This is a genomic window from Aliihoeflea sp. (assembly GCF_052435475.1).
In the GTDB taxonomy this organism is placed as follows: domain Bacteria; phylum Pseudomonadota; class Alphaproteobacteria; order Rhizobiales; family Rhizobiaceae; genus Aliihoeflea.
Genome location: NZ_JBQVMV010000001.1, coordinates 163,360 through 190,007, shown reverse-complemented (window position 1 = coordinate 190,007; position 26,648 = coordinate 163,360). Strand labels below are relative to the sequence as shown.

At 65.0% G+C, this 26,648-nt stretch carries 23 protein-coding genes and 1 riboswitch; of the genes, 12 read left to right on the top strand and 11 right to left on the bottom strand.

The features are described 5' to 3' along the window. Together ACT6QU_RS00935 and ACT6QU_RS00930 are read left to right on the top strand one after the other, a co-directional pair. On the top strand, positions 1-1,245 hold the full coding sequence (locus ACT6QU_RS00935; protein WP_444564833.1) for a VpsF family polysaccharide biosynthesis protein: 1,245 nt from the start codon (positions 1-3) through the stop codon (positions 1,243-1,245). A 65-nt stretch (positions 1,246-1,310) separates the two neighbouring features. After that, positions 1,311-2,693: a hypothetical protein gene (locus ACT6QU_RS00930; RefSeq protein ID WP_444564832.1), complete on the top strand. Its 1,383-nt coding sequence runs from the start codon at positions 1,311-1,313 to the stop codon at positions 2,691-2,693. On the opposite strand, the gene ACT6QU_RS00925 is transcribed toward ACT6QU_RS00930, so the two are convergent. After that, complete coding sequence (locus ACT6QU_RS00925) at positions 2,690-3,790, bottom strand: glycosyltransferase family 4 protein (protein ID WP_444564831.1); 1,101 nt, start codon at positions 3,788-3,790, stop codon at positions 2,690-2,692. The genes ACT6QU_RS00930 and ACT6QU_RS00925 overlap by 4 nt on opposite strands. 191 nt (positions 3,791-3,981) lie before the next feature. On the opposite strand from ACT6QU_RS00925, the gene ACT6QU_RS00920 reads away from it, so the two are divergent. From ACT6QU_RS00920 to ACT6QU_RS00895, 6 genes are all read left to right on the top strand, one after another. After that, the gene (locus tag ACT6QU_RS00920) at positions 3,982-5,415 is read left to right on the top strand and encodes an oligosaccharide flippase family protein (protein WP_444564830.1); all 1,434 of its coding nucleotides are present in this window, start codon (positions 3,982-3,984) and stop codon (positions 5,413-5,415) included. Beyond that, on the top strand, positions 5,416-6,543 hold the full coding sequence (locus ACT6QU_RS00915) for a glycosyltransferase (protein ID WP_444564829.1): 1,128 nt from the start codon (positions 5,416-5,418) through the stop codon (positions 6,541-6,543). Beyond that, positions 6,540-7,844, top strand: a complete 1,305-nt coding sequence (locus ACT6QU_RS00910; RefSeq protein ID WP_444564828.1) for a glycosyltransferase family 4 protein — start codon at positions 6,540-6,542, stop codon at positions 7,842-7,844. The genes ACT6QU_RS00915 and ACT6QU_RS00910 overlap by 4 nt, the downstream gene beginning before the upstream one ends. 7 nt (positions 7,845-7,851) lie before the next feature. Further along, positions 7,852-9,777: an alginate lyase family protein gene (locus ACT6QU_RS00905; RefSeq protein WP_444564827.1), complete on the top strand. Its 1,926-nt coding sequence runs from the start codon at positions 7,852-7,854 to the stop codon at positions 9,775-9,777. After that, positions 9,774-10,760: a lipid II:glycine glycyltransferase FemX gene (locus tag ACT6QU_RS00900; RefSeq protein WP_444564826.1), complete on the top strand. Its 987-nt coding sequence runs from the start codon at positions 9,774-9,776 to the stop codon at positions 10,758-10,760. Before ACT6QU_RS00905 ends, ACT6QU_RS00900 begins: the two co-directional genes overlap by 4 nt. 62 nt (positions 10,761-10,822) lie before the next feature. Then, complete coding sequence (locus ACT6QU_RS00895) at positions 10,823-12,235, top strand: hypothetical protein (protein WP_444564825.1); 1,413 nt, start codon at positions 10,823-10,825, stop codon at positions 12,233-12,235. Positions 12,236-12,412: 177 nt separating this feature from the next. Here ACT6QU_RS00895 and ACT6QU_RS00890 read toward each other — a convergent pair whose 3' ends face one another. Then, on the bottom strand, positions 12,413-13,726 hold the full coding sequence (locus ACT6QU_RS00890; protein WP_444564824.1) for a nucleotide sugar dehydrogenase: 1,314 nt from the start codon (positions 13,724-13,726) through the stop codon (positions 12,413-12,415). Positions 13,727-13,928: 202 nt separating this feature from the next. On the opposite strand from ACT6QU_RS00890, the gene ACT6QU_RS00885 reads away from it, so the two are divergent. From ACT6QU_RS00885 to ACT6QU_RS00875, 3 genes are all read left to right on the top strand, one after another. After that, entirely contained in the window at positions 13,929-15,107 is a 1,179-nt protein-coding gene (locus tag ACT6QU_RS00885; RefSeq protein WP_444564823.1) for a serine hydrolase domain-containing protein, read from the top strand. 224 nt (positions 15,108-15,331) lie between these two features. Then, the gene (locus ACT6QU_RS00880; protein WP_444564822.1) at positions 15,332-16,075 is read left to right on the top strand and encodes a TorF family putative porin; all 744 of its coding nucleotides are present in this window, start codon (positions 15,332-15,334) and stop codon (positions 16,073-16,075) included. Positions 16,076-16,190: 115 nt separating this feature from the next. Beyond that, complete coding sequence (locus tag ACT6QU_RS00875) at positions 16,191-17,297, top strand: pyridoxal phosphate-dependent aminotransferase (protein ID WP_444564821.1); 1,107 nt, start codon at positions 16,191-16,193, stop codon at positions 17,295-17,297. On the opposite strand, the gene ACT6QU_RS00870 is transcribed toward ACT6QU_RS00875, so the two are convergent. The 6 genes from ACT6QU_RS00870 to ACT6QU_RS00845 all read right to left on the bottom strand — a co-directional run bounded on the left by ACT6QU_RS00870 (position 17,298) and on the right by ACT6QU_RS00845 (position 22,307). Then, on the bottom strand, positions 17,298-17,531 hold the full coding sequence (locus tag ACT6QU_RS00870; RefSeq protein WP_444564820.1) for a hypothetical protein: 234 nt from the start codon (positions 17,529-17,531) through the stop codon (positions 17,298-17,300). 1 nt (position 17,532) lies between these two features. Continuing rightward, a complete protein-coding gene (locus ACT6QU_RS00865) occupies positions 17,533-18,621 on the bottom strand; it encodes a 2Fe-2S iron-sulfur cluster-binding protein (RefSeq protein WP_444564819.1) in 1,089 nt (362 codons plus the stop codon). 169 nt (positions 18,622-18,790) lie between these two features. Further along, positions 18,791-20,053: an aromatic ring-hydroxylating oxygenase subunit alpha gene (locus ACT6QU_RS00860; protein WP_444564818.1), complete on the bottom strand. Its 1,263-nt coding sequence runs from the start codon at positions 20,051-20,053 to the stop codon at positions 18,791-18,793. Between the two features lie 112 nt (positions 20,054-20,165). Further along, positions 20,166-20,378, bottom strand: a riboswitch (cobalamin riboswitch). Between the two features lie 74 nt (positions 20,379-20,452). Beyond that, the gene (purD, locus tag ACT6QU_RS00855; RefSeq protein WP_444564817.1) at positions 20,453-21,724 is read right to left on the bottom strand and encodes a phosphoribosylamine--glycine ligase; all 1,272 of its coding nucleotides are present in this window, start codon (positions 21,722-21,724) and stop codon (positions 20,453-20,455) included. A gap of 59 nt (positions 21,725-21,783) precedes the next feature. After that, complete coding sequence (locus ACT6QU_RS00850; RefSeq protein WP_444564816.1) at positions 21,784-22,056, bottom strand: Txe/YoeB family addiction module toxin; 273 nt, start codon at positions 22,054-22,056, stop codon at positions 21,784-21,786. Next, positions 22,053-22,307: a type II toxin-antitoxin system Phd/YefM family antitoxin gene (locus tag ACT6QU_RS00845; protein ID WP_444564815.1), complete on the bottom strand. Its 255-nt coding sequence runs from the start codon at positions 22,305-22,307 to the stop codon at positions 22,053-22,055. The genes ACT6QU_RS00850 and ACT6QU_RS00845 overlap by 4 nt, the downstream gene beginning before the upstream one ends. 97 nt (positions 22,308-22,404) lie before the next feature. On the opposite strand from ACT6QU_RS00845, the gene ubiA reads away from it, so the two are divergent. Further along, complete coding sequence (ubiA, locus tag ACT6QU_RS00840) at positions 22,405-23,379, top strand: 4-hydroxybenzoate octaprenyltransferase (protein WP_444564814.1); 975 nt, start codon at positions 22,405-22,407, stop codon at positions 23,377-23,379. On the opposite strand, the gene ACT6QU_RS00835 is transcribed toward ubiA, so the two are convergent. The 3 genes from ACT6QU_RS00835 to ACT6QU_RS00825 all read right to left on the bottom strand — a co-directional run bounded on the left by ACT6QU_RS00835 (position 23,376) and on the right by ACT6QU_RS00825 (position 26,564). Beyond that, positions 23,376-23,939, bottom strand: coding sequence for a DUF6101 family protein (locus ACT6QU_RS00835; protein WP_444564813.1), 564 nt, complete (start codon positions 23,937-23,939; stop codon positions 23,376-23,378). The two genes, ubiA and ACT6QU_RS00835, sit on opposite strands and share 4 nt — an antisense overlap. Positions 23,940-24,140: 201 nt before the next feature. Next, positions 24,141-25,568: an FAD-binding oxidoreductase gene (locus ACT6QU_RS00830; RefSeq protein WP_444564812.1), complete on the bottom strand. Its 1,428-nt coding sequence runs from the start codon at positions 25,566-25,568 to the stop codon at positions 24,141-24,143. A gap of 9 nt (positions 25,569-25,577) precedes the next feature. Further along, positions 25,578-26,564, bottom strand: a complete 987-nt coding sequence (locus ACT6QU_RS00825) for an L-threonylcarbamoyladenylate synthase (protein ID WP_444564811.1) — start codon at positions 26,562-26,564, stop codon at positions 25,578-25,580. Positions 26,565-26,648 lie beyond the last annotated feature (84 nt).

The following is a 26,648-nucleotide window of genomic DNA, read 5'->3' as shown; positions in this document are numbered from 1 at the left end:
ATGAGCGACGCCGCCTTATCGGCATCCTTCGGCCGCGAACGCGACAGGTCGCTCTGGCTGTTCCTCTTCGCCATGGCGCTCGGCGCGATCTGCCTGCGAATCCTCATCACCAATCCGCTGATGAACGAGTTCGTCGAGTACACGACCGAAAAAGGCGCGATCTACGAGAAGATCCATTTCGGCACCTACGCGCTTCTCGGGGTTGCCGGGTTGGTTCCGCTGTTCCGGCCGATAAGGCTCGAAATCTGGGAACTCGCGCCGTTCCGCGCCCTGCTCTTCTTCGGCTTCTGGGTGCTCGCCATCGCCATCGCCCTAGTCGCCATCGGACGGGGCGGCTCGGCGGGATATCTCATCGACTCCTACGTCGCGGCCGCTGCCGCCGGGCTCCTCCTCTTCATGCTGCCGCTGCCCATGCGGCGCACGGCCGGACACTTCATGCTCCTAATCCTCTTGGCGAGCGCGCTGATCGGCATCGGCGAAGTCGCGACGGGAACACGGTTCCTGCCCTATGAGGTCGGCGAACTCGATTTTCGCCCGACCGGCCTGATGGGCCATCCGCTCAACCAGGGTCTGATGCTTGCCGCCGGCATCGGCTTTCTCGTCGCCAGCCGATTCCGCCTGTCGTTCAAGCTTCTCGGCGCGGCGCTCCTCCTCATCGGTACTGCCGCGGCCGGCGCGCGCACCGCGACGATCATGGCCGCAATCGCGATCTTCGCCTGCCTGATGCTGACACGCTGGTGGAACGTAGATGCCGCCCGTCAGGCGTCGATGAAGCTGATGGTGCTCGCCTTCGCCGCCATCGCGACATTGCCGGCCATCGGCCTCCTCATCGGCGCCGGCTTCCTCGACCGCTTCGAGGGCGGGCTGATCGACGAGAGCGCGATGGCGCGGCTCGATGTCTACCGGGTGTTCGAATACGTCTCGTGGCGCGACATCATCGCCGGCACCGACATTGCCATCATCCAGAACATCATCGAGACCCGGCTCGACCTTCTCTATATCGAGAGCACGCCGGTCATCCTGACCTTCCAGCTCGGCCTGCCGGGCGCGCTGTTCTTCACCGGCCTTGTCATCTACCTTTTCGCTCACCTCTTGCGGCTCAACGGACGTGCGGCAGCGATCGGAACCGCCATCTTCTTCATCGTCGCGCTCTCCAACAACCATTTGTCGACCAAGATGGCGACCGTAACCATGATCGTCGTGATGCTGGTCGCCTTCATGCAACGACCGGTTGCGAGAAACTGACTTCAACCTTCTTTAAGCCGAACCCTGTATGCGGAAGGCGAGGAAACATCGCAGCGGAGAACATCGTGCGCCTTCTGGACATTGCGCGCAGTGCCTATGTCGGCAGTCCGGTCGGTTTGCGTCGGTCGATCGCGCCCCTGATGGCGATGGTCCCGACGTCGCTCAAGTATGGTCGCGCCTATCGAACTTGGCGCAGCAATGTCACCCGCAGCGTCCACGATGCCGACTTCGTCGATGCCGAACGCCGCCGGGCCTTCGCCGAACTCCTCGCCATCGCGTCAAGAAGCCCGTTCTATCGAGAAATTCTCGGCGGCGTTGACCTCACGCCAGAGGATATTTCCCGCCTCCCCGTTCTGACAAAGGAGGATCTCGTCAGTGCCGGCATGAACGCGCTCGCCGTTCCGAGATCAGCGCTCGATGCCGGCAACACCAGTGGATCGAACGGCGAAGCCCCGTTCGGCTTCTATCTCGACCGCGACCGCTCGGTCCGCGAAATCGCCTTCATCCACCATGTCTGGAGCCGCTGCGGCTTTCAGGCCGGCGAGCCCCGCGCCATGCTGCGCGACGCCTATCTTTACGACCGCAAGGGCTTCATCCACGAATGGGAGGCGGCGCTGGGCGAACTGCGCCTCTCGGTCTTCCCGATGACGCCGCAGGACATGGAGCTCTATCTCGATCTCATCGACCAGCGCGCCATCCGCTACCTGCACGGCTTTCCGTCGGCTATGGAAATGCTCGCACGTCACATGCTCGCGACCGGCCGCAGGCTTCGCCTGCCGCTCATGGGCGTCTTCCCGATCTCCGAGCCGATCTTCGCCCACCAGCGCGAGACGATCCGCACCGCCTTCGGCGACGTCGCCATCCTGCCCTTCTACGGCATGAGCGAAAAGGCGATCTTTGCCGGCGAGGTCGAGGGCGAGCCGGACACTTATGAGTGCGAGCCGCTCTACGGCATCGCCGAACTCGTCGACGACGCAGGCGTGCCGATCACGCAGCCAGGCCGCGAAGGGCGGCTGGTCGGCACCTCGTTCATCACGCGCGGCATGCCCTTCATCCGCTACGACACCGAGGATCGCGCCACTCTCGTTCGCACTGCAGCGCGCGAGAATTGCTGGCGCATGCGCGTGTCGAACATCACGCCGCGGCGCAAACCCGCCTGGCTTGTCGATTGCGACGGACGACGCATCGTGTCGACCGATTTCACCCCCTCCGACCCCGCCTTCTTCGACGGCATCAAGGAGTTCCAGTTCTATCAGGACACGCCGGGGGTCTGCGTGATGAAGTATGTGCCGAGCGAAAGCGGCACGGTCGAACAGGCCGTTGAGATCGTCGCCGCCCTCCAGCGCAAGGCCGGAGACGCCATTCGGTTCGAGCCGAAAAAGGTCGACACGCTCGTTGCGAGCAAGAACGGCAAACGCCCTTTCATCGACCAGCGGCTATCGGTCTAGGCGGCTTTGCGCCCGCCTTCCATGATCTCGCGATAGCGCTCGATCAGCCTGGGAACCACTGTCTCAGCGGTGTAGTTCCGCGCGATCCGCTCGGCGGTACGGCGCGACAGTTCGGCCCACGCCCCGCTTGCTGCGATCTCTTGCACCGCCGTGGCATAAACCGCCCCGTCCGCCGCGCGGCCGAAGATGCGGCCGCAATCGGCGACGACCGAACGGTTGAAACCGTTGTCGGCGCAGAGCGGCACAAGCCCTTCTGCCATCGCCTCGGTCAGCGCATTGGAGTGCCCCTCCCCGTCATGGCGCGTCGGGAAGATGAAGAAATGCGCGCCGCGGATCGTCTCGCGCACTGCCTCGGCGTTGACCGCTCCTTTGAACTCGACCGGCAGCCCCGATGCCAGCGCATCGAGCCTTTTCGCATAGTCCGGCGATGCCCGGCCGAGCACCTCCAGCCGGACATCAAGCCCGCCTTCTTTCAACACCCGCACCGCCTCGATCGCCGTCTCGATGCCCTTTTCCGGCACGATGCGAGCCAGGAAGACGAGCCGGATCGGGTTGGTCAAAATGTGCTGCGCCAACCTCTCCGGTCCCCGCGAGACATAGTTTGGCAGGTAATGCACCGGCGCATCGGTGAAGCGCCGGGCGAAATCGACATATTCGAGCCCTTCGACCGTAACCAAATCGGCATGCCGCAGCAGCCTGGCCTGCACGCGCGCGCCCATCGCGCCCTCTTCCATCTCGTCGATGAAGCAGCCGGCGCGGATGTCGACGACCAGCTTTCGGCCGCGCGCCTTGGCATTCATGCAGATCACCGCTTCGGGCAGGATGAAATGGCGGCGCAGCGGCGTGATGTGAAGGATGTCGAACCGTCCCGCCTCGGCCAGCACCCGCGCCGCCGTCCCCGCGAAGTTCGAGGCATAGGCCACCGCCTTGCCGGCCGGTGTCGCGCGTTCCGGCGCGTAGGGATATTCCGCGACGCTCAGCCCATGTGCCCGCAGATCGTCGATCAGCCGGCGATTGGCCGATTCATAACCGCCACGCGCGGGCTCGCCCGGTCGTGCGATCGGGCCGCAATAGGCGATGCGTGGCAAGACGGGCATGGCGGGTTCCTTAAAAGATCGCCGCGACCCTAGCGCGAAACCATGTCGAGACCGCTAACGCGCCCGCCATGCGCTGCCCGCCGCGATCAACCGCTTGGTAACCCAATTGGCTGAAAGCCGGCCACGTTCACCATTGCTTGGCCCTGTCTCGCTTAGGTTGCAGCCGAAGTCGAACAGGCGCACGCTCCCAAATGCTGATCCGATCCACGATCATCTATCTGCCGGCAATCCTTTTGCCGCGCATTTCGGCGATCCTGCTTCTGATCGTCATGACGCGGCTCGTCAGCCAGACGGAATACGGCCTCCTCGCGCTCGTCGTCGCCATCGGCGAAATGACGGATGCGGCCGTGTCCAACTGGCTGCGCATTGCGCTCCTGCGCCTCGGCGGCACCGGCACCATCGCTTCCGGCAGCCTGAAACGCGCGACGACCGTGCTCATCGGCACGTCGCTCACCGCCATCCTCGTCGCAATCCTCGCCTCCTTCCTCATCGTCCCCGAGCGCGCGAGCGAATTCGCGCTGGCGGTCTCGGCCTACATCGTCGCCGGCAGCGTCTCGCGCCACGCGCTTTGCATCCTCCAGATGCAGCAGCGGCGCGTCACCTATACGATGATGGAATTCGCGCGTTCCATCTGCGTCATCGTCTTGCCCATCAGCGCGGTGCTCCTCATCGAGCCGACCTTCCTCGCCGCCTCGCTGGCGACGAGCCTCGGCACGCTTCTTTGCGGTTTGGTGGGCCTGCGCATCGCCTATTCGAAGGTCGAACGGGGCCCGGCCCGTTTTTCCTATGGCGAACTCTTCTCGCTCGGCGTGCCGCTCATCGTTCTGGCGCTCATCAGCTTCGGCCTCGACGCCATTGAGCGCCCGCTGCTGAAGCTCTTCCACGATGCCGGCGTCGTCGCCGTCTACGCCGCCGCCTACGCGCTCGCGCGCCAGCCGATCGACATTCTCGGCAATGCCATCAACCAGGGCGCCTTTCCGGAAATGGTATCGATCTTCGATACGCGCGGGGCCGCGGCGGCAGGCGCGTTCATCGTCCAGCAGCTCAATCTGATCGCCATGCTGATCCTGCCGGCGGCTGCGTTTCTCATCGTGCTGGGCCCGGACATCGTCGGCCTCGTGCTGCCGGAAAGCTACCACGCCGACGCGTCTGCCGTGTTCCCGGTCGTCGTCGCATCGGTCGTGCTCTTCAATTTCAAGGTCTTCGTCTTCGACAACGTCTTCCACGCGCACAAGCGCAACTGGCTGCAATCGGCGTCGCTTCTGCCGGGCGCGATCATCGGCATCGCGCTCAGCCTCTATCTGATCCCGACCTATGCGGCGCTCGGCGCGGCGTGGGGCTATCTCGCAGCCTGCGGCATCGGGCTTCTGACCAGCATCGCGATGTCATCGCGCCTTCTCAGACTGCCCATCGCGCTCGGCGATCTCCTGCGCGCCCTCGCCGTCGCGCTCGGCGTCTTCGTCGCCACCGCACTCGTGCGGCAGTGGACGGCCGACGAATGGGTGCTCATCCGCCTCGTCCTCGCAGGCGCTGCCGGCGGGGTCGCGTTTCTGGCGCTCGTCGCGCTTCTCCATCGGCAGGAAGCGCGGTTGCTGATGACCAATCTGCGGCTGAGGCGGGTATAGATGCGTATCGGGCTTTATCTCCCCAGCCTCGAAGGCGGCGGCATCGAGCGGCTTTATCTCGGCCTCGCCCGCCAGTGGATCGAACGCGGCCATCTGGTCGAACTGGCACTCAACGAACGGCGCGGCGAGCTTCTGGGCGACGTGCCTCATGGCGTGCGCATCGTCGATCTCGGCGTGCGCCGGCAGGCGGCCTCGGTTCCCGCTCTCATCCGCTATCTGCGAGGCTCGCGACCGAACGTGGTCATGGCCGGGCACGACCACAACAACATCATGCTATGCGCCGCCGGCTTCGCTCGCACGGGAAGGACTCGCATCGTCGCCAGCCAGCACAACACGCTGTCGGCGAACGACACGCGCGGAGCCAAGTTCGGCCCGGTGCCCATTCTCTACCGGGCTCTGTTCAGCCAGGCCGACGCCATCGTCGCGGTCTCGTCGGGCGTTGCCGACGATCTCGCCGTCAGTTGCCACCTGCCGCGCGAGCGCATCGATGTCATCCACAACGGCATCGTGCCGGACGATCTGGCAGCACGCATGGTCGCTCCGGTCGACCCGGCGCTCTATCCGACAGGCGTCCCCACCATCGTCGCCATGGGGCGCATGGTCGAGCAGAAGGATTTCGCGACGCTGCTGACGGCTTTCGCGCGCGTCCGGCAGTTGCGACCGGCGCGGCTCGTCATTCTTGGCGACGGGCCTTTGCGGCCTGCGCTCGAAGTTCAGGCGCATGACCTCGGCATCACCGACGACGTCGCCATGCCCGGCTTCGTCGACACGCCATTCGCCCATCTCGCCCGCGCCTCGCTGTTCGTCCTCTCCTCGCGCCATGAAGGCTTCGGCAACGTCGTCGCCGAGGCGCTGGCCTGTGGCACGCCGGTCGTTTCGACCGACTGCAAGCACGGCCCCGCGGAAATCCTCGCCGGCGGCCGCTTCGGAACGCTCGTCCCGGTGGGCGATCCGGCAGCGATGACATCCGCCATCGGCGACGCGCTCGACCGCTCGTGGGACCGCGAAGTGTTGCGTCAGCGCGGCGCATCCTTCTCCGAAGCCGCCGGCGCGGCCCGCTATCTCGAACTCTTCCGGCGCATCGCCCAGCGAGGCGTTACCGAACAGACCCGCAAGGAGGTCGCATGACCGCTCTTCCCAGACAGGAACGATCGACGACGATCGTCGCCAAGCCGACACCCTCGGCGCGTAGCGCGGCTGAGGCGCGTGAGCGCGCCGAGTCAATCCTTGCCGCCAAGCCGTTGACGGGAAAAGGCATTCTCATCATCGTCGAGAACCTGCCGGTGCCGTTCGACCGGCGCGTCTGGCAGGAGGCGACGACGCTGCAGAAGGCCGGTGCGACGGTCAGCGTCATCTGCCCGACCGGCAAGGGTTTCGACGCCCCGCACGAGACGATCGACGGCATCCACGTCTATCGCCACAAGCTGCCGCTCGACGCCCATGGCGCGCTCGGCTATCTCGCGGAATATTCGGCAGCCCTCTTCTGGGAAACGTTTCTCGCGTTTCGCGTGCTTCGCCGGCACGGCTTCGACGCCATCCATGCCTGCAATCCTCCGGACCTGATCTTCCTCGTCGCCTCGCTCTTCAAGCCATTCGGCAAGAAGTTCATGTTCGACCATCACGACATCAACCCGGAACTCTACGAGGCGAAGTTCGGCAAGCGCGGTTTCTTCTGGCGGCTGATGGTACTCGCCGAGCGGCTGACCTTCGGCCTCGCCGACGTTTCCATCGCGACCAACAATTCCTATCGCGACATCGCCATCGAGCGCGGCAACATGGCGCCGGACGACGTCTATGTCGTGCGTTCCGGTCCCAATCTCGACAAGCTGCAGCGCGTTGCGCCGAACCCGGCCTGGAAGAAAGGCCGCACGCATCTCGTCGGCTATGTCGGCGTCATGGGTCAGCAGGAGGGCATCGACCTGCTGCTCGAATCTGTCTCCCATCTCGTCCACGACAAGGGCCGCACGGACATCCAGTTCTGCCTCGTCGGTGGCGGGCCGGCGCTGGAGGAACTGAAGGCGCAGTCGACGGCCATGGGCCTCGACGACTTCGTCACCTTCACCGGCCGGGCCAGCGACGAGACGCTTTTCGAGGTCCTGTCGACGTCGGATGTCTGCGTGAATCCCGACCGGGTGAACCCGATGAACGACAAGTCGACCATGAACAAGATCCTCGAATACATGGCCTTCGAAAAGCCGATCGTGCAGTACGAAGTCGTCGAAGGGCGCTATTCGGCGCAGAGCGCGTCGACCTATGCGCGCCCCAACGACCCAGTCCACATGGCCGAGCAGATCGAGCTTCTTGTCGCCGACCCGGAACGTCGCGCCGAAATGGGCCGCGTCGGGCGCGCACGCGTCGAGAACCAGTTCAGCTGGGATCATCAGGTGCCCGCGCTGATTGCGGCCTATCGCAAGATCTTCGGGCTCTGAGGCACCAATGTCGCTCGGCTGGTACGTCAATCGCCTGCGCAACATGAGCCCCGGTGAGGTCGCGCATCGGGTCGTCGAGAAGCGCCGCAAGCTGTCCTCGAAGGGCCGGCACGAAAGCTGGGCGCGATTTGCGCAGCAAAGCGACGACATCCCCCGGATCCCGGAGCTGAACGAGGTCGTCCTGCAGGCATCGCCCGCCGTGCGCGAAGCGCTCGACCGCACCTGTTCGGCGCTGCTCGATGGCCGCTTTTCCGCGCTCGGCGTCGAGTGGCCAAAACGACCGGCCGATGCGCTCTTTCCGGTCGAAGTCTGGCGGCTGGACCCTGTCTCGGGCCTCTCCTGGCCGGGCGCGGACGCCTATTGCTTCGACATCGCCTACCGCCACGAGACGCGCCTCGGCGACGTCAAATATGTCTGGGAGTTCAACCGGCTCCAGTTTCTCCAGCCGCTCGCAGCCAAGCTCGCGCTCGACGACGATGCCGATGCCCGCCGCGCGATCGAGGCCGCCATCGAAAGCTGGCACCGTGCCCATCCGCCATTCCGCGGGCTCGTCTGGAACTCGGGCATCGAGCTTGCCCTGCGCGCGATCTCGCTCCTCGTCGTCTCCAGCATCTGCGGCTCGCATCTGTCGCCCGACACGATCCGCCGCATCCGCGAAATCCTCGCCGCGCACGCCTTCTGGCTGGCGCGCTTTCCCTCGCGTTTCTCGTCCGCCAACAATCACCTCATCGCCGAAGCCGCCGGCGAATACCTGCTCGGCGTCGCCATGCCCGACCTCGCGGGGGCCGACACGATGGCGGCGAAGGCCCGCAAGACCCTCGAAACCGAAATCGAAAAGCAGATTTTTCCAGACGGCGTCCCGGCCGAGCAGTCGCCTACCTATGGCGCGTTCTCGATCGAGTTCGCGCTTCTGGCCGCGCTTGCCGCTCGCAATCTGGGGGAGCCATTCGGCCCGGTCTTCGAGGCACGGCTGATCGCCTTCGCCAACTGGCTCGCCGCGACCTCGTTCAACGGGATCGCGCCTCCATTGTGCGACGACGACGAAGGCCGCGTCATCGCCATGGGCGAACCGGAACCGCGCTACCCCGCTTCCATCGCCAATGCCGCAATGGCCTTCTTCGGCACCCCCTCGCCCGTCGCGGCGAGCGAACCGCACCTGCGCGATGCGATCTTCGGCGAAGCGGCAGCGGGAGAGCAAAGCGCTGCGAGCGGCCTGACTACATTCCCCAATGGCGGCTATAGCATCGTGAACGCCGTCCGCTTCAAGCTGGTTATGGACCACGGCCCGCTCGGCTATCTCTCCATCGCCGCCCACGGCCACGCCGACGCGCTTTCCGTGCTGCTGTCGATCGACGGCGAGCCGGTCCTCGTCGATCCGGGGACCTATCTCTACCATTCGGGCGGCGCGTGGCGGGACTGGTTCCGCTCGACCCGCGCGCACAACACGCTGACCATCGCCGGTGCCGACCAGAGCATCATGTCCGGCGCGTTCAACTGGTCGCACAAGGCCAACGCGCTGCTGGTCGAAGCATCCGATACGACGCTCCATGCCGAACATGACGGCTACGCGAAGCGCCTCGGCGCCACCCATCGTCGGCACGTCCGCGTCACCGAAGACGGCCTGCGCATAGAGGACGAGGTTTCAGGCAAACCCCAACCCGTCGAACTCGTCTACCAGTTCGCGCCCGGCCTCGACATTCTTGTCGATGGCGCGACAGCGACCGTCTCGAAGGACGACACACCGATCGTAGTCTTCACACTGCCGGACGCACACTTCGACATCGCCATCGGCGAAGACCGCTTCGATGGCGGCTGGGTCTCGCCGTCCTTCGGCGCGAAGGTTCCCGCCCCGCGCCTGTCCTGGCGGGGCAAATCTGACAAACCAATCGTCACGGAAATCCGTCTTGTCGAGCAGCAAGGGAGCCGCGCATGACCGACATTACCGTCTCTCCCGCCCGGATCGCCGCTTCATCGCAATCAGAACCGATCACGGTCCGCCCGATCGCCTCGCTCGCCGACTGGCAGCGCCTGATGGCAGGCGTTCCCGCCCCGCACCTGACCCAGGCCCATGCCTATGGCGAGGCGCGGCGCACCAATGGCTGGACCCCGACCCGCGTTGCCTTCGAGGCTGGCGGACGGACCGTCGCGATCGCCCAAATCCTCGAAAAGCGCATCGCCGGCATGCGGCTCCTCTCGCGTGTCAGCCGCGGGCCGCTCTTCCTCGACGCCGCGCCGCCGTCCGAGACCATCCTCGCCATCTACCGGGCACTCAAGCGCGGCTGGGGCCGCATCGGCAAGGGCGCGCTCGTCGTTGCGCCGTCGCTCGAAAGCACACCCGAAAACCTCGCCCTGATGCGAGCAGCAGGCTTTCGCATCCATGGCGAGGCCGGCTGGGTTTCGGCGCAGGTCGATCTGACGCGCCCGGAAGACGAGATCATCGGCTCCTTCCAGCCGAACTTCCGCAACAAGCTGCGCAAATGCGACAAGCTCGACATTTCACTCCGCGTCGGCAACGAACCCGAACTCGTCGAGTGGATGATCGCGCGGCACGAGGAGAACAAGCGCGACAAGGAATTCTCCGCCGTCGACGACCGGTTCCTGCGCGTCCTGCGCGACGCATCGGGCAACGATTTCACGATCCTGCAGGCGATCCACGACGGCCGGCCCGTCGCCGGCATCTCGGTCATTCGCTACGGGCTCGGCGCGGAATATTTCGTCGCCTGGTTCGGCCCTGACGGGCGCGCCATCAATGCCGGCAACTACCTCTTGTGGCAGGCAATCCGCTACATGAAATCGCAAGGCGTCGCGACGCTCGATCTTGGCGGGCTCGACCCCAACACCGGCTATTCCACCTTCAAGCGGGGCCTGCGCCCGCGCGAATACACGCTCATCGGAGAGTGCATCGCCTTCCTCTAGCTTAGCCGAATCTTAAGCGCGCGATGACAGATTGGTGATCGCATTCTTCAGGGGGAACGGCCTTGCGCCTGCTGGACATCGCGCGCAGCGCCTATGTGAAAAGCCCGCCCGGCCTGCGCCGGTCAGTCGCGCCGCTGATTTCCATGATGCCGCTCTCGATGCGCTATGGGGCGGTCTATGAGCGTTGGCGCCGCGACATTGCACATGCGCGCATCGATCCCAGCTTTTCCACCACGGCGACGACTTCGGCCCTGCGTGCACTGGCGCGTACCGCCGTCCATGCGAGCCCTTTTCACCGCGCGCGCTTTGCGGTCGCATTGGGTTCAAGTTTCGACGTACGGCAGGTGGAAGTCGAAGACCTCGCCCGCCTGCCGATCCTGACGAAAGGCGACCTGCGTGCCGCCGGTGAAGCCGCCCTCACCCGGCCCGCGAAAAGCCTCGTGCGCAACTGCACCAGCGGCTCCAATGGCGAAGAGCCCTTCGCCTTCTATGTCGACCGCGATCGCTCGGTGCGCGAATTCGCCTTCGTCAACGATGCCTGGACACGTGCCGGCTACACGCGCGATGAGACGCGCTGTGTCCTCAAGGGCTTTCGCATGAAGGGCGCAGAGGATCGCCTGTTCGAATGGGAGCCGGCGCTGAACGAACTGCGCCTTTGCGTCTTCCCGATGAGCGAGGCCGACGTCGCGCTCTACATCGACCTGATCGATGCGCGCCAGATCCGCTTCCTGCATGGCTATCCGTCGGCGATCGAACTCTTCTGCCGCCACATGCTGACGCTCGGCCGCAGATTCCGCACGCCGATCAGAGGCATCCTGCCGATCTCCGAACCGCTTTACGAGCACCAGCGCGCCACGATCCGCAAGGCGCTCGGCGACGTCGCCTTCGCTCCGTTCTACGGCCTCAGCGAGAAAGCGCTTTTCGCCCGCGAAGTCGCGGACGACATCTACGAGTTCGAACCGCTCTACGGCCTCGCCGAACTCGTCGACGACGATGGCGCGCCGGTCACGGAGCCTGGCGCAGAGGGCCGCCTCGTCGGCACCGGCTTCATCACCCACGGCATGCCGTTCATCCGCTACGACACCGAGGACCGAGCGCGCCTCGTCGAGCCGGGCACGCGCGCCAATGGCTGGCGCATGAAGGTCGAGGCCATCTCCCCGCGCCGCAAGCCGGGTTTCTTCATTGGCAGGACGGGCAACCGCATCGTCGCGACGAACTTCCCGCCGCAGGACCCGGCCTTCTTCCGCGGCATGAGCGAATTCCAGTTCGTCCAGTCGGAGCCGGGCAAGGCCGTGATCCGCTATGTGGCGGCGAAGGATGGCGCCCAGGCAGATGCCGAACGTATCCGCGCGGCGCTCGAGGCGAAGGCCGACGGTCATTTAACGTTCAAGCTGGAGCGCGTGGACTGCCTCGCCTGCGGCAGCCAAGGCAAGCGCGCCTTCATCGACCAGCGGCTTGATCTGGCGCGGTACTAAGGACCCCCTCTCCGTCTCGGGCTTCGCCCGAGCCACCTCTCCCCCGCAATGCGGGGGAGAGGAACCCAAGCTGGAATAGCGCCGCCGCTGTAGCTGCGTTTCCTCGCCCCCTTTGGGGGAGAGGTGGCTCGAGCACAGCCCGAGACGGAGAGGGGGAGCGACCTCAGCGTCGTTGCGCTACCAGTTGATCCCGTCCACACGACCCGTCGCGGCGGCGACATTCGGCAGGCGCGCCATGTCGAGCAGCACCTGCTCGGGGCGCATCGCGGTGACGATCGACTCGTATTCGGGTGCGCGGTTGGTGGCGACGATGATCTCCGAATGGTCGACGATCTCGTCCAGCGAGGCCACCATCAATTGCGTGACATGCGGGATGGCGTTCATCAAATAGGCCTTGTTGGCGCCAACGAGGCGGGCGACCGACACGTTCTTGTCGAAGACGCGCACGTCGCAGCCCTTGCCGATCAGGCGCTCGATCAGTTCGAGATACGGGCTTTCGCGCAAATCGTCGGTGCCGGCCTTGAACGAGAACCCCAGGAAGCCGACCTTCTTTTTGCCCTGCCGCAGCACCCAGTCGAGCGCGCGCTCCACCTGCTGTTTGTTGGACGGGATCAGCGAACGCAGAAGCGGCGCTTCGACATCCTTTTCCACCGCGAAAGCATTGATCGCGCGCACGTCTTTCGGCAGGCACGAGCCGCCGAAGGCGAAGCCGGGCAGAAGATATGCGTTGGAAATGTTGAGTTTGTCGTCGGCGAAGAAGATCTGCATCAGTTCGTGGCTGTCGACGCCGGCCGCCTTGCACACATTGCCGATTTCGTTGCCGAACGCGACCTTCAGCGCATGCCAGGTGTTGTCCGTGTACTTCACCAACTCGGCGACGCGCGGGTCGGTCAGAATCAGTTTGCCCGGCAGGCCCTCGTAGAGCGCCTTCAGCCGGTCGCGGGTCTCGTCGTCGCTGGCTCCAATCACGGTCTTGGCTGGATTGTCGAAGTCGGCGACGGCCGAGCCCTCGCGCATGAATTCCGGGTTTGAGGCGACGCCGAAACCCTCGCCGTTCTTTTTGCCCGAACTCCGCTCGAGAGCTGGCACGGCCAGCGTTTCCAGCGTGCCGGGCAAGACGGTCGAGCGCATGACGACCGAGTGAAATCCGGCTTTGGCCTTCAAAGCCGCGCCAATCTGCTCGCAGACCGCTTCGACATGGCCGAGATCGAGCGAACCGTTCTGCTTGGACGGGGTGCCGACGCACAGCAGCGAAATGTCGGAATTTGCGATCGCCTCGTCGGTCGACATCGTTGCCCGCAACCGGCCGGAGGCAACGTTGGAGGCGACCAGTTCGCCGACATCCTTTTCGATGATCGGACTCTGGCCTGCATTGACCAGATCAACCTTCGTCTCGCTGACGTCGCAGCCGATCACCTCGTGGCCGCGCTCCGCCAGGCATGCCGCGCAGACGGTGCCGACATAGCCAAGTCCGAATACCGAAATTCTCATCGCATCACCCCGCCCGAACACCGTCATCCGTCCGGCCGCGCGAATGCGCCGGAACTTCGCGTCGCCGTGACTATCATCCGGAGGTAAAGGTCGCCTTATCGCGACGCGGCAAACTTGCCCGATCGCCTGGACCAATGCCGGACGACTTGACTGGGGCGGGCTGTTGCGCGTTTTGACGGAGCGACACAGGACGGAGAAGCAGATGACGATCGATCAGGTTTCGCGCAACGAAGTGACGCTCGCCAATTGGCGCGAACATCCGTTCAGCACGTTGAGTTTCCAGTCGGTCAGCGAATTCGTCCCCACTGCCATGATGACCTCCGCGCACGAGCGGCCGCGCGATCCGGTCGGCAGCGCCGCGATCGACGGCATCACCTTGCAGATCGACGGCAACGCCACAAATCTGCCCGACTATCTGCGTGCCTCCTGGACCGATGCGCTCGTGGTGCTGCGCGACGGCAAGGTCATCGCCGACTGGCATGCGCCCCATGCCGACCTCAACCGGCCGCACGTCATCTTCTCGATCTCGAAATCCGTAACGGGCATGCTCGCGGGCATCGCCGTCGATGACGGGCTGCTCGACGCCGACGCGCCGATCACCGACTACGTTCCCATGCCCGCCTCAAGCGCCTATGGCAGCGCCCGAGTGCGGGATCTTCTCGACATGACGGTCGATCTCGATTTCGACGAGGAATACACGGACAAGGACAGCGCCTTCGATCGCTACCGCCGCGCGATGCTCTGGAACCCGGAGCGGGCGGATACCGTCGCTCAGACGATGGAGGAATTCCTCGCCACCCTGCCCGCGCGCAATAGCGGCGATCACGGCAAGCGCTTCTACTACGCCTCGCCCAACACCGATCTTCTTGGCCTCGTCATCGAATGGGCGGTCGGGCGGCGCTACCACGACTATCTCGCCGAGCGCCTGTTGAAGCCGATGGGGATGACCGGCGCCTCCTATGTCACCGTCGACCGGGTCGGCACGGCGCGAGCGGCAGGCGGCATCTGCATCACCGTCGAGGATCTGGCGCGGCTGGGCGATCTCGTGCGCATGGGCGGGCGCAATGCGGCAGAGCAGCAGATCATACCGGCCGGCTGGATCGACGACATGCTCGCCAACGGCAATCGTCAGGCATGGGTCGACGGCAATTTCGCGGACATGTTCGCCGATGGCCGCTACCGCTCCTGCTGGTATCAGGTGGGCGACGATCGCGGCTCTTTCTGCGGCGTTGGCATTCACGGTCAGTGGGTTTTGGTCGATCCAGTCAGCCGAATCACCATCGCAAAGACATCATCGAGACCTGATGCCAGCGATGATTCCGGGACCGCGCGGGAAATTGCGGCGTTGCGGCAGGTCGCGCGCAGCCTGGACATTGCCTAAGCGATCGGCAGATCGGTTAGCGTTTTCTTAACGCAGGGCCCCTCTGCCTACTGGGTGCGCAGATTTCGTTGCAGCAACGCAACACGGCACTGCAACGCAATATCCTACACCTGTTCGCAATTGCGCCGACGAAGTTTTGCGCCACAGTTGGCTCAGCGACATGGCGCAGAAGACCGGAGGGGTTGGCGAGCGTGATGTCATCATGACAGCTCTCTGGGGGTCCAATGAACCTGATCCGTACTTCGGCGGCAGCCATCGCAATCGCCGCCGTCTCCGCCCTGCCCGCATTCGCAGCCGATGCCGTCGTCTATGAGGCGCCGGTCGTTCTCGAGGAAGAAGTCGCTTCCGCGATCGACATCGCCTTCGGCGCGACCTTCACCTCGCGCTATGTCTCGCGCGGCGTCGCCTACACCGACGGCCCGACATTGCAGGGCTATGTCGAGGCTTCCTACGATTGGGCGTATGTCGGCGTCTGGGCATCGGGCGTTTCCGGCATCAATGCCGATCCGGACAACGTCGAGATCGACGTTTACGGCGGTATCCGCCCGACCTTCGGCAATCTGACGGTCGACATCGGCTACGTCCACTACTTCTACGACGAGACCGGCGAGTGCTGCGGCGAAGCCTATATCAAGCCGAGCTACCAGTTCACCGACGAGTTCTCGGCAGGTCTCGAACTCTACCATGACTTCGAGAGCGACGCGACGTACGGCGTTGCCACCGCGGCTGTCGAACTGCCCTACGACTTCACCTTGTCGGGCGGCATCGGCCGGCAGTTTCAGGGTGGTGAAGAAGTCGACTGGAACGTCGGCCTCTCCTACACTTACGCTGACCTGGTCACCTTCGACGTCCGCTACCACGACTCCGATTTCAACCGCGAATACTTCGTGGCATCGGTGTCCTTCGACACCTCGTTCAACTCGGTTCGCGAGATGTTCGCCGGTGGACAGTTCGGCGGCGGTCGCTGATTTCTTAGCCTGCACCTCCCAGACCTGGCCCGCCGAGACATCTCGGCGGGCCTTTTTTGTTGTCATTCAACATGTTGGGGAGTAGTGCGACGGCACAGATTCAGGAGCCCGCCACATGATCCGCCCTCACCTCACGCCGCTCGCCGAAACGCTGCCCGCCACCGTTCCGTTCGTGGGGCCCGAAGCGCAGGAACGGGCGCGCGGAAAGGCCTTCAAGGCACGAATCGGGGCCAATGAAAGCGGGTTCGGTCCGTCGCCGAAAGTGCAGGCTGCCATCGCGGATGCGGCCGGCGAAATGTGGATGTATGGCGACCCGGAAAGTGCCGAATTGCGCAACAAGCTGGCTGAAAAGCACGAAGTTTCAGCCCAAAACATCGTCATTGGCGAAGGTATTGACGGGCTTTTGGGGCTGATCGTGCGACTTTGGGCCGATAAAAACGCCTCCGTCGTCACCTCGCTCGGCGCCTATCCGACCTTCAACTACCATGTCGCCGGGTTCGGCGCGCGCCTCGTCACCGTGCCTTACGAGGACGACCGCGAGAGCCTTTCGGCGCTCCTCGACGCCGTGCAACACGAAAACGCCCCGCTGGTCTATCTGGCCAATCCCGACAATCCGATGGGCACTTGGTGGCCCGCGGCTGACATCCAGCGTTTCATCGACGAGCTGCCGGAAACGACGATGCTGGTGCTGGACGAAGCCTATGGCGAGACGGCGCCTGCGGGCACCTTGCCGGCGCTCGACGTGACGCGGCCGAACGTATTGCGGATGCGCACCTTTTCAAAGGCTTACGGGCTCGCCGGCCTGCGCTGCGGCTATGCGATCGGCGAGGCGACGACCATCAACGCCTTCGAGAAGGTGCGCAACCATTTCGGCATGACGCGCATGGCGCAGGTGGCCGCCTCGGCGGCGCTGGATGATGAAAACTACCTGCAAAGCGTCATCGCGCAGGTTGCCGCGTGCCGGGATCGCCTGACGAAGATCGCCGCCGATAACGGCCTCGCGTCGATCCCATCCGCCACGAATTTCGTCGCCATCGACTGCGGCGGCGACGGTCCCTTCGCGCTGAAGGTCATGCAGGCGCTGATTTCGCGCGACGTATTCGTGCGCAAGCCGATGGCGCCGGGGCTCGACCGCTGCATCCGCGTTTCCGTCGGGCCGGAAGCCGAGATCGACATCTTCGAGCGCGAACTGCTCGCTGCGCTGGCCGAGGCGCGGGGCTGATCAGCCGGCGGCGAGGTCGGCGAAGAGGGCGCGCAGCTTCGTCGGCCCCTCGCCTGTCGCGTCGCTCGCATCGATGCGGCTGACCTCCCGGGCGGCGGCCTGCTGCCGGTCGGCGTCGGCGGGGAGCCACATCAGCCAGGCGAGAAAGACTTCTTCAGGCTCCGGTTGCCGGCGCGGGACGAGTGCGGGACGCGCGGGTGACGGCGTCAGGCCGAACTGGCGTGCCTGACCCATCCTACGCCTCCACCGTGACGGGGCCGAGCGGGCGCGAGCAGCAAGCGAGGATGTAGCCTTCCTCGATCTCGTGATCGAGAATGCCGCCATTGTGGCTCATCTCCACCTCGCCGGAAATCTTCATCGTCTTGCAGGTGCCGCAAAGGCCGAACTCGCAGGCTGCCGGGATGCGGATGCCGGCTGCGCGGGCTGTTTGGAGGACGGTCTGGCCGGGCAGGCACGGCGCCTCGACATCGGAGAGCGTGAAGCGCACCGGCTGGGCATCGGCCGGCGGTTCGGCGGCGATCTCCTCCTCGAACGGCGCCTGGATACGCTCGATCGCCGGCGCGCCGAAGCTTTCCTGGTGATAGTGCGCCATGTCGAAACCGGCCAATTCCAGCATCTCGCGCACCGCGCGCATGAAAGGATCGGGGCCGCAGCAGAAGATCTCACGCTCGCGGAAATCCGGCGCCAGCAGGGGCAAACGCACCGCGTCGATGCGGCCCATATGGCCGAACCAGCTTTCGCGGCTCGACCGCTCCTCGATCAGGAAGCCCAGCGACAGGCCGGGCATTTGCGCACCCAAAAGCTCGAGTTCCTTGCGAAAGATGATCTCTTCCGGCCGGCGTGCGCAGTTGACGAAGGCGACATCGGTCTGTGGGGTGAAATCGTTCAGCCAGCGCAGCATGGACATCATGGGCGTGATGCCTGAACCGGCCGAGATGAAGAGGTATTTCGCCGCCGGGTGGTTGTGCAGAGAGAAAGTGCCGGAAGGGCCGAAGGCGCGAATGTGGTCGCCGGGCCGCAGGTGATCGAACATCCAGCGGGTGCCGAGCGAATCCTTTTGCGCCTTGACCGTGACGGCGATGGAGAAGGGCCGCGAAGGGCTGGACGAGAGCGTGTAGGTCCGCATCAGCGGATCTGGCGCAGCCGGGAGTTCGAGCGTGATGAACTGGCCGGGCTGGTAGCGGAACCAGGTCTGGCTGTCTGAGCGGAAGGTGAAGGTCTTGACGTCGGGCGCTTCGTCGACGACGCGCAGGCATTCGAGCACCTGGAGCCGGTCGTCCCAGGGGGTCATTTCGTCGAGGTATTTGTAGAGGTGGGCGGTCATTTCTGTTCACCTCGAAGGTGGAGCCCTGTCGCGCCCCCCTCTGTCCTGCCGGACATCTCCCCCGCGAGGGGGGAGATCACGCGGTGTCGATGACGAGAATAATCTCCCCACTTGCGGGGGAGATGGGCGGCAGCCCAGAGGGGGGCAACGTCGAGCATAATCGTTTCCCTCAAGCCACCGACCGCAGCGCGGGCTTGGCGTCCCCGGCGAGCCGGTCGCCCGTCAAGCGTTCCTCGGCAAACCTGCAGTACCAATCCACGAACTGCATGACGCCGCCCTCGTGCTCTTCCGAATACGGCCCCGGCTGGTAGGCCGGCGAGGCGATGCCGAAGGCGTTTTCCTCGACGATGCGGCGGTCCTGGTCGTTGGTTTCGGTCCAGACATGGGTGAGTTCGGCAAGGTCGTAGTCGACGCCCTCGACGGCGTCCTTGTGGACGAGCCATTTGGTCGTGACCGCGGTCTCCGTCGCGCTGATCGGCAGGACGCGGAAGGTGACGGCGTGATCGCCGAGAACGTGGTTCCAGGTCGTCGGATAGTGGAAAAGCAGGAGCGAGCCGATGCGGTCGGTCGTGACGGTGTCGGAGAGGTTCTTCTTCACCGCGCGCTTGCCGGTCATCGTGTAGCTGACGGCATCACGCAGGAGCGGCACGCGGGTGACGCGGTGCTGGCCGGTGGAGGCGATCTCGAACCGGCTCGGCAGGCCCGCTGCCTCACATTTTTGCCAATGCGCGACGATATCCGGGTCGCTTTCGGCGGCCTGTACGCCGGTGACGGTCGGCGCTTCGGGGAAGGTCTTGCATAGCTCTGGGTGGTTGCCGGCGCAGTGATAGCATTCGCGGTTGTTTTCCCAGACGAGCTTCCAGTTGCCCTTTTCGATGATGGTCGATTCGAAGGCGATCTTCGTTTCCGTCAGCCGGTGCGGCGCGAGATAGGGTTCGACCTGCGCGCGGACGGGCGCGAAGTAGGCAGGCTCATCGGCAAGGCAGATGAAGAGATATCCGGCAACGCTTTCGCAGGCGACCGGCTTCAGGCCGAATTTCGAAGCGTCGAACCCGGCGCCCATTTGACGGGCAAAGACGAGGCGGCCATCGAGATCGTAGGTCCACTGATGGTAGGGGCAGACGAGCTTGGCCGCCGTGCCCTTGGCTGCCGTGCAAACGCGCGAGCCGCGATGGCGGCAGGTGTTGTGGAAGGCGCGGATCGCGCCCTTGGCGTCGCGTACCACAACGACGGGATAATCGCCGATCTGCACGGTGAAATAGCTGCCGGGCTTCGGCAACTCGCAATCATGACCGATGAAGAGCCAGTCGCGATACCAGATCAGATCGAGATCGAGCCGGTAGAAATCCGGATCGGTGTAGAACGCCTGCTCGAGGCTGTAGCCGGGTTTACGGCGCTGGAGCCGGTCCAGCATTTCGTTGCGCGCATCCATGTCCTGTCCTGCCTTCATGCAAGGACTGAACTGGTGGAGATTTCGAAGGAGAAAGGCGCAACGGAGCGATCCGCGCGCGCATCCGCCCCTTGACCGCCCACCGCGATCAGTCGGTTTTATACAGGTTCAGGCTGGTTTCCGGGCTCAAGAGCCGGTCTATGGATCGCTCCATCGACCTGCCGCAACACCTTCCCAGGCAGAAATGCCCAGTGGCTCCCGTTGCGACGTCACTCCATTTACCGTTGCGGGGGCAGCGCCGGCTTTTCACCGGCTTCCCAATTCTCCGCCTCGACGAGGAGGCGGCACCTGAACTTGCTGCATTGAAGCATTTGCGCGGCGGCTTAGGAAGCTGGAATGCGACATGGGATGAGCATGTGGCGACGCGATGAAAAATCGACGTCAGCGTGTCTCCCGCTCGACCTCACGCCAGCCGATGTCGCGGCGGCAAAAGCCTTCGGGCCAGTCGATCCGGTCGATGGCGGCATAGGCCTTTTCGCGCGCTTCGCGGACGGTCCTGGCCATCGCGGTGACGTTGAGGACGCGGCCGCCATTGGCGACGATGTCCTCGCCCTTCCTGGCGGTGCCGGCGTGGAAGATTTCGACGCTGTCGCCGACCTTGTCGAGGCCGCGAATGACGCTGCCCTTCTTCGGCGTCGCCGGATAGCCTTCGGCGGCGAGCACGACCGTGAGCGCGACCTCGTCGCGCCAGCGCGCGGACATGTGCGCCAACTGGCCGTCGGCGGCGGCGTTGAGCAGAATCAGGAGATCCTCCTTCAGCCGCATCATCAGCACCTGGCATTCGGGATCGCCGAAGCGAGTGTTGTATTCGATGAGCTTCGGGCCGTCCTTCGTCAGCATCAGCCCTGCGTAGAGCACGCCCGAGAACGGCGCGCCCATCTCGGCCATGCCCTTCATGGTCGGCTCGATGATCGTTCGCATCACCTCGTTGATGATGGCGGGCGTGAGGATTGGCGCGGGCGAATAGGCGCCCATGCCGCCGGTGTTCGGCCCGGTGTCGCCATCGCCGACGCGCTTGTGATCCTGCGCGGTGCCGAAGGGCAGCGCGGTCTTGCCGTCGCACAGGCAAAAGAACGAGGCCTCCTCGCCTTCGAGGAATTCCTCGACGACGACTTCCGCGCCCGCCTCCCCGAACCCGCCCTCAAAGCAATCGTCGATGGCGGCGAGCGCCTCTTCGAGCGTCATTGCCACCGTGACGCCCTTGCCGGCGGCGAGGCCATCCGCCTTGATGACGATGGGCGCGCCGAGCTCGCGGATGTAGGCTTTCGCCTTCGGGGCGTTGTTGAAACGCTGGTAGGCGGCGGTGGGGATGTCGTAGCGGGCGCAGAGGTCCTTGGTGAAGCCCTTCGATCCTTCGAGGCGCGCCGCAGCGGCGGAGGGGCCGAAGACGCGGATGCCGTGTGCTGCGAGCACGTCGGCGAGACCGGCGACGAGCGGCGCTTCCGGGCCGACGACGACGAGATCGATCGCCATCAGCTTGGCAAAGGTAGCGATGCTTTCGTGGTCGTCCAGGTCGAGCGTTACGCATTCGGCATGTTCGGCGATGCCGGGATTGCCGGGCGCGGCATAGAGCTTGGTCAGCATCGGCGAGGCGGCGATCTTCCAGGCCAGCGCGTGCTCGCGTCCGCCCGAACCGATGAGAAGAATGTTCATGACCGCCCTCGTTGAAGCTTCAAGAGGCGGCGATAGGGGGTGGCGGAAGCGAGGTCAAGTCAGCGGCCGTAATGGAAGCGGCAGGCCGCGATTTCCAACGCCTGCGCATCGCCCTTTCCGGTGACGCGGTAGACGAGGCGATGCTCCTGGGTGAGACGGCGCGACCACCAGCCTGCCATGTCGTTGCGCAGGGGTTCCGGCTTGCCTAATCCGCGAAAAGGGCTGCGGCGCGCGTCCTTGATCATCACATTGATCTTGGCGACCATATCGACGTCGTTGGATTGCCAATAGAGATAGTCATCCCAACCCTGCTCAGTCCATTGAAGCTTCACGGCTCGATCAGTTCGCGTTCAATCAGACGGCCTGCATCAGCCTCTGCCATGGAGGCGCGCAGGCGCTCGGCGTTGGCGGGCGAGGACAGGAGATGCAGCGTCTCCTGCATTCCCTCCCATTCGGACAAGGGCATGACGACGACCGGCTCGCGATTGCGGCGGGTGACGATGAGCTTGTCGCGATCGTCGAGCACCTTCTCGATGTAGCGAGCGATGTTGGCGCGGAACTCGGTGAGATTGGCGACGATCATGGCGGTGGTCTCCGATTAGATGTACATATAGTCGTACACTGGAAATCGCGCAAACGGATTGCTTGACGGTGCCGGCCTGCCCTGCCAATCGAAGGCGATGGAAACGATCCAATCTAAAGGCGCGCGCGGGCGCGTGGCCGATGCGCCGTCGGGCCACTGGGTCTATCGCGCGCTGCCGCAGGGGCTCTGGCCCTATGCGCAGTTGGCGCGATGGGACCGACCGATCGGATGGTGGCTGCTGCTGTGGCCATGCTGGTGGTCGGCGGCGCTGGCGGGCGCGGCGTTTTTCGACGCGGGCGACGGGGTGGCGGCTCAGTTGCCGTCGATCTGGCATCTGGCGCTGTTCATGATCGGCGCGATCGCGATGCGTGGCGCGGGATGCACCTATAACGACATCGTCGACGAGGACATCGACGCGATGGTGGCGCGGACGCGCTCGCGGCCACTGCCGTCCGGGCAGGTGACGCGCAGGCAGGCCTGGGCGTTCCTGTTCGGGCAGTGCCTCGTCGGGCTGATCGTGCTGTTGCAGTTCAACTGGTTCGCGGTCGGGATGGGCATCGCGTCGATCGGCACGGTCGCGATCTATCCGTTCATGAAGCGCTATACGGACTGGCCGCAACTCTTTCTCGGCTTTGCGTTTTCATGGGGTGCGTGGATGGGCTGGGCGGCGTATTTCGGGTCCGTCTCGCTGGCGCCGGCGCTGCTCTATCTCGGGTCGATCCTTTGGGTGATCGGCTACGACACGCTTTATGCGCATCAGGACCGGGAGGACGACGCGTTGGTCGGGGTGCGTTCGACGGCGCGGTTGTTCGGCGAAAATACGAAGCCGTGGCTGGTGGCGCTGTATGCGGGCGCGCTGGCGCTGTTTGCGGCGGCGTTCGTCGTGGCGCAGGTCGCGTGGCCGGCCTATCTCGGGCTTGCGGCGGCGGCCGCGCACATGGCGCGGCAGATCGTGGTCGCCGACATCGATGACGGCGACCAGTGTCTCAGGCTGTTCAAGTCGAACTCGACGGTCGGCTGGCTGATCTTCGGCGGGCTGGTGCTGGGGAGCGTGGCGGCGGCCGTCGCCTAGCGCCGCGCGATGATTTCGTCGCCATTGACCACGAGGCGCATGCCGAGATTGCCGAATTTGCGGCGGGCGAGGAAGCGCGGGCGTTTGTGCATGGAGTCGCGGCGCTTGCGCCGTTCTTTTGCCGGGGCCGTCTTCACCGCGCCGAGCGATTCTTCCAGCGAACGGGCGATGCCATCGGCTTCGAAGAGGAGCATGGGAAGCTGGTAGGCTTCGGCCCAGGCGCGCCAGTCGGCGGCGACGTCGTCGAGGTCATGGGCGACGAGCAGCGGGACGGAGAGCATCGGGTCATTGTGCATCAGTTCCAGCGTGACCGTGACCTGGCCCTCGCCGTCCTCGATGGCGCGGGCCGCGACGCCCTTGAAGGCGTTGGCCGGGAGCACGACGGTAACGGGAAGCTGGCTCTTTTCCAGAATCCGGTGGATCGTCACGCGGCGGCGGTCGATCTCGAAGGAGACGTCGCCGAAGGCGTCCTGGGTTGCGTAGGTCGTCGCTTGCGGCAGCCTGAAGGGATCGAGCCGCATGTCGCGGCCCGCCCAGGCTGGTTTCAGCCCCGTATTCATGTTTCGCCTTCCTGTCTCTCCTGAGAGCCGCCTTCGGCGGTTTCTCGCGGGCGGTTTTCCGCCTCGTTGGATTGGAGACTAGGCGCGGGCTGTTACCGTCGGCCTTAGATTTTCGGTTAAATTTGTCTGGATGCGCCGGATGGTTATCGCTTTCCAACCTCATGAAAGGATTGGGAAAGCTCCCTTTCCAAGGCGTTAGGATCAGATGATCTTGCCCGGATTCATGATGCCGGCGGGATCGAAGGCGGCCTTGATGCGGCGCATCAGGTCGATGGCGACGGGCGGTGCGGTCGCGATGAGTTCATCGCGCTTCATGCGGCCGATGCCGTGTTCGGCGGAGATCGATCCGTTCATGGCGCGCACGACCGCGTGGACGGCGTCGTTCATCGTGCGGTAACGGGCGAGGAAAGCGTCCTTGTCGCCGCCTTCCGGCTGCGTGACGTTGAAGTGGAGATTGCCGTCGCCCATGTGGCCGAAACAGACGAGCCGCGCGTCGGGCACGACGGAGCGGACGGCCGCAGTGCCCTCTTCGATAAAGGCGGGGATCGCGGCGACGGGGACGGAGATGTCGTGCTTGATCGAGCCGCCTTCGGGCGCTTGCGCCCATGACATGGATTCGCGCAGCTTCCAGAAGGCCTCGCCCTGGGCGAGGTTCATGGCGAGCGTGGCGTCGGCGACGAGGCCGGATTCGAGACCTTCGCCGACGATTTCCTCGATCAGCGTGCGGGCGTCCTGCGCCGAACGGCCGGAGGAGGTTTCCATCAGGACGTGCCAGGGCTGCGGGCCGGAGAGCGGGTCGATCGTGTCGGGGATGTGCTTCAAGGTGAAGTCGAGCGCGCGCTTCTGGATCAGTTCGAAGGCGGTGAGGCCTGCGCCGGCGTGGTCGGACGCGATGGCGAAGAGGTCGAGCGCGGCTTGCGGGCTTTCGAGGCCGATCCATGCAATTTCACGGCCCTTCGGCTTGGAGACGAGCTTGAGAACGGCGGCGGTGATGATGCCGAGCGTGCCTTCGGCGCCGACGAAGAGGTTCTTCAGATCGTAGCCGGTGTTGTCCTTCTTCAGCTTGCGCAGATCGTCCAGCACCTCGCCGGTGGGCAGAACGACTTCGACGCCGAGGCAGAGTTCGCGCGCGTTGCCATAGGCAAGGACGCCGGTGCCGCCGGCATTGGACGAGAGGTTGCCGCCGATCTGGCAGGTGCCTTGCGAGCCGAGAGAGAGGGGGAAGAGGCGCCCGTTTTCGTCGGCCGTTTCCTGTATGGTCTGGAGGATGACGCCCGCCTCTACGGTCATCGTGTTCGACTGAAGGTCGATCTCGCGGATGCGGGTGAGGCGGCCGAGCGAGAGGATGATCTCGCGGCCGGTGCCATCGGGCATCTGGCCGCCGACGAGGCCGGTGTTGCCGCCTTGCGGGACGATCGGCGTCTTCGTTTCAGTGGCGAGCTTGAGGATCGCCGAGACCTCGTCGACCGTGCCGGGGCGCAGGACTAGCGGCGACGTGCCGGCATAGCGTCCGCGTGGCTCGACGAGATAGGGCGCGAGCGAATCGGGTGCGGTGATCGCGTATTTCTCGCCGACGATGGCGGTGAATCGGGAAAGGAGGGTGGAATCGATCGGCGGCGTGGTCAACATGGCCGGAGCCTATTTGGCGGTGGCCGGATTGTCACGCGGGGCGGCAGCGCGGGCGAGCCGGTCGTTGATCGCCTCGCCGAGGCCGTGTTTCGGGATCGGCGTGACGGCAATGGTGGACGCGCCGGAGGCGTCGAGTTCGGCGAGATGGGAAAAGAGGTTGGCAGCCGCCTCGCGCAGATCGCCGGTGGGCGAGAGGTTGCGCGTGGCGAGCGGGCTGCCGGAGATGGCGAAGGAGCCGAAGGCGAGCAGCGCTTCGCCCGGCATGAGCGCGGTCGCGCCGAGCCGGACCGATGCGGCGGGCGCATAGTGCGAGGCGAGCATGCCGGGCGCCTCGATCTTTTCGGACGGGCCGCGCAGGAGCGGCGTGTTGACGACGGCCTCTATGTCTTCGGCCGAGACGCCGCCGGGGCGCAGGAGGCGCACCATTCCGTCCTCGATCTTGACGATGGTCGATTCGACGCCGACGGGCGTCTGGCCGCCATCGAGGATGAGCGGGATTTTCCCGCCGAGATCGGCTTCAACCGCGGCAGCGCTGGTGGCGCTGATGCGGCCGGAGGAATTGGCGCTGGGGGCTGCGAGCGGTCGGTCGAGCCGGGCGATCACCTCATGCGCGAGCCCGTCGGGCATGCGCAGGCCGACCGTATCGAGTCCGGCGGAGACCAGCGGATGGAGCTTGTGGCCGATGCGCAGCGGCAGGACGATGGTGAGCGGACCCGGCCAGAAGGCGGCGGCGAGCTTGCGCGACAGGCTGTCGAAGATCGCGATGTCGGCCGCCATCTTCATGTCGGCGACGTGGACGATGAGCGGATTGAAGCGCGGGCGGCCCTTGGCCTCGAAGATCTTCGCGACCGCTTCGCCATCGGTGGCGTCGGCGGCAAGGCCGTAGACGGTCTCGGTCGGCAGCGCGACCGTCTCGCCCGCCGCCAGAAGCTCCACGGCGCGGGACAGCCCCGCCTCGCCTTTCACGATGTCCGCCAAATCAATTTTCCGATTCATCTTTCCCGGCGAAGTCACTGATCCGGGATTCCTTTTGGAGGTCGGATTAGCGTTCCCGAATCTATGCCGCAAGGGCAAAGCTCA

Coding starts and splice junctions, on each gene's coding strand:
- ACT6QU_RS00900 (WP_444564826.1), top strand. CDS start 9,774: ATGACCGACATTACCGTCTCTCCCGCCCGGATCGCCGCTTCATCGCAA.
- ACT6QU_RS00875 (WP_444564821.1), top strand. CDS start 16,191: ATGATCCGCCCTCACCTCACGCCGCTCGCCGAAACGCTGCCCGCCACC.
- ubiA (WP_444564814.1), top strand. CDS start 22,405: ATGGAAACGATCCAATCTAAAGGCGCGCGCGGGCGCGTGGCCGATGCG.
- ACT6QU_RS00885 (WP_444564823.1), top strand. CDS start 13,929: ATGACGATCGATCAGGTTTCGCGCAACGAAGTGACGCTCGCCAATTGG.
- ACT6QU_RS00865 (WP_444564819.1), bottom strand. CDS start 18,621: ATGACCGCCCACCTCTACAAATACCTCGACGAAATGACCCCCTGGGAC.
- ACT6QU_RS00830 (WP_444564812.1), bottom strand. CDS start 25,568: ATGTTGACCACGCCGCCGATCGATTCCACCCTCCTTTCCCGATTCACC.
- ACT6QU_RS00825 (WP_444564811.1), bottom strand. CDS start 26,564: ATGAATCGGAAAATTGATTTGGCGGACATCGTGAAAGGCGAGGCGGGG.
- ACT6QU_RS00890 (WP_444564824.1), bottom strand. CDS start 13,726: ATGAGAATTTCGGTATTCGGACTTGGCTATGTCGGCACCGTCTGCGCG.
- ACT6QU_RS00925 (WP_444564831.1), bottom strand. CDS start 3,790: ATGCCCGTCTTGCCACGCATCGCCTATTGCGGCCCGATCGCACGACCG.
- ACT6QU_RS00860 (WP_444564818.1), bottom strand. CDS start 20,053: ATGGATGCGCGCAACGAAATGCTGGACCGGCTCCAGCGCCGTAAACCC.
- ACT6QU_RS00910 (WP_444564828.1), top strand. CDS start 6,540: ATGACCGCTCTTCCCAGACAGGAACGATCGACGACGATCGTCGCCAAG.
- ACT6QU_RS00905 (WP_444564827.1), top strand. CDS start 7,852: ATGTCGCTCGGCTGGTACGTCAATCGCCTGCGCAACATGAGCCCCGGT.
- ACT6QU_RS00880 (WP_444564822.1), top strand. CDS start 15,332: ATGAACCTGATCCGTACTTCGGCGGCAGCCATCGCAATCGCCGCCGTC.
- ACT6QU_RS00870 (WP_444564820.1), bottom strand. CDS start 17,531: ATGGGTCAGGCACGCCAGTTCGGCCTGACGCCGTCACCCGCGCGTCCC.
- ACT6QU_RS00915 (WP_444564829.1), top strand. CDS start 5,416: ATGCGTATCGGGCTTTATCTCCCCAGCCTCGAAGGCGGCGGCATCGAG.
- ACT6QU_RS00935 (WP_444564833.1), top strand. CDS start 1: ATGAGCGACGCCGCCTTATCGGCATCCTTCGGCCGCGAACGCGACAGG.
- ACT6QU_RS00835 (WP_444564813.1), bottom strand. CDS start 23,939: ATGAATACGGGGCTGAAACCAGCCTGGGCGGGCCGCGACATGCGGCTC.
- purD (WP_444564817.1), bottom strand. CDS start 21,724: ATGAACATTCTTCTCATCGGTTCGGGCGGACGCGAGCACGCGCTGGCC.
- ACT6QU_RS00845 (WP_444564815.1), bottom strand. CDS start 22,307: ATGATCGTCGCCAATCTCACCGAGTTCCGCGCCAACATCGCTCGCTAC.
- ACT6QU_RS00920 (WP_444564830.1), top strand. CDS start 3,982: ATGCTGATCCGATCCACGATCATCTATCTGCCGGCAATCCTTTTGCCG.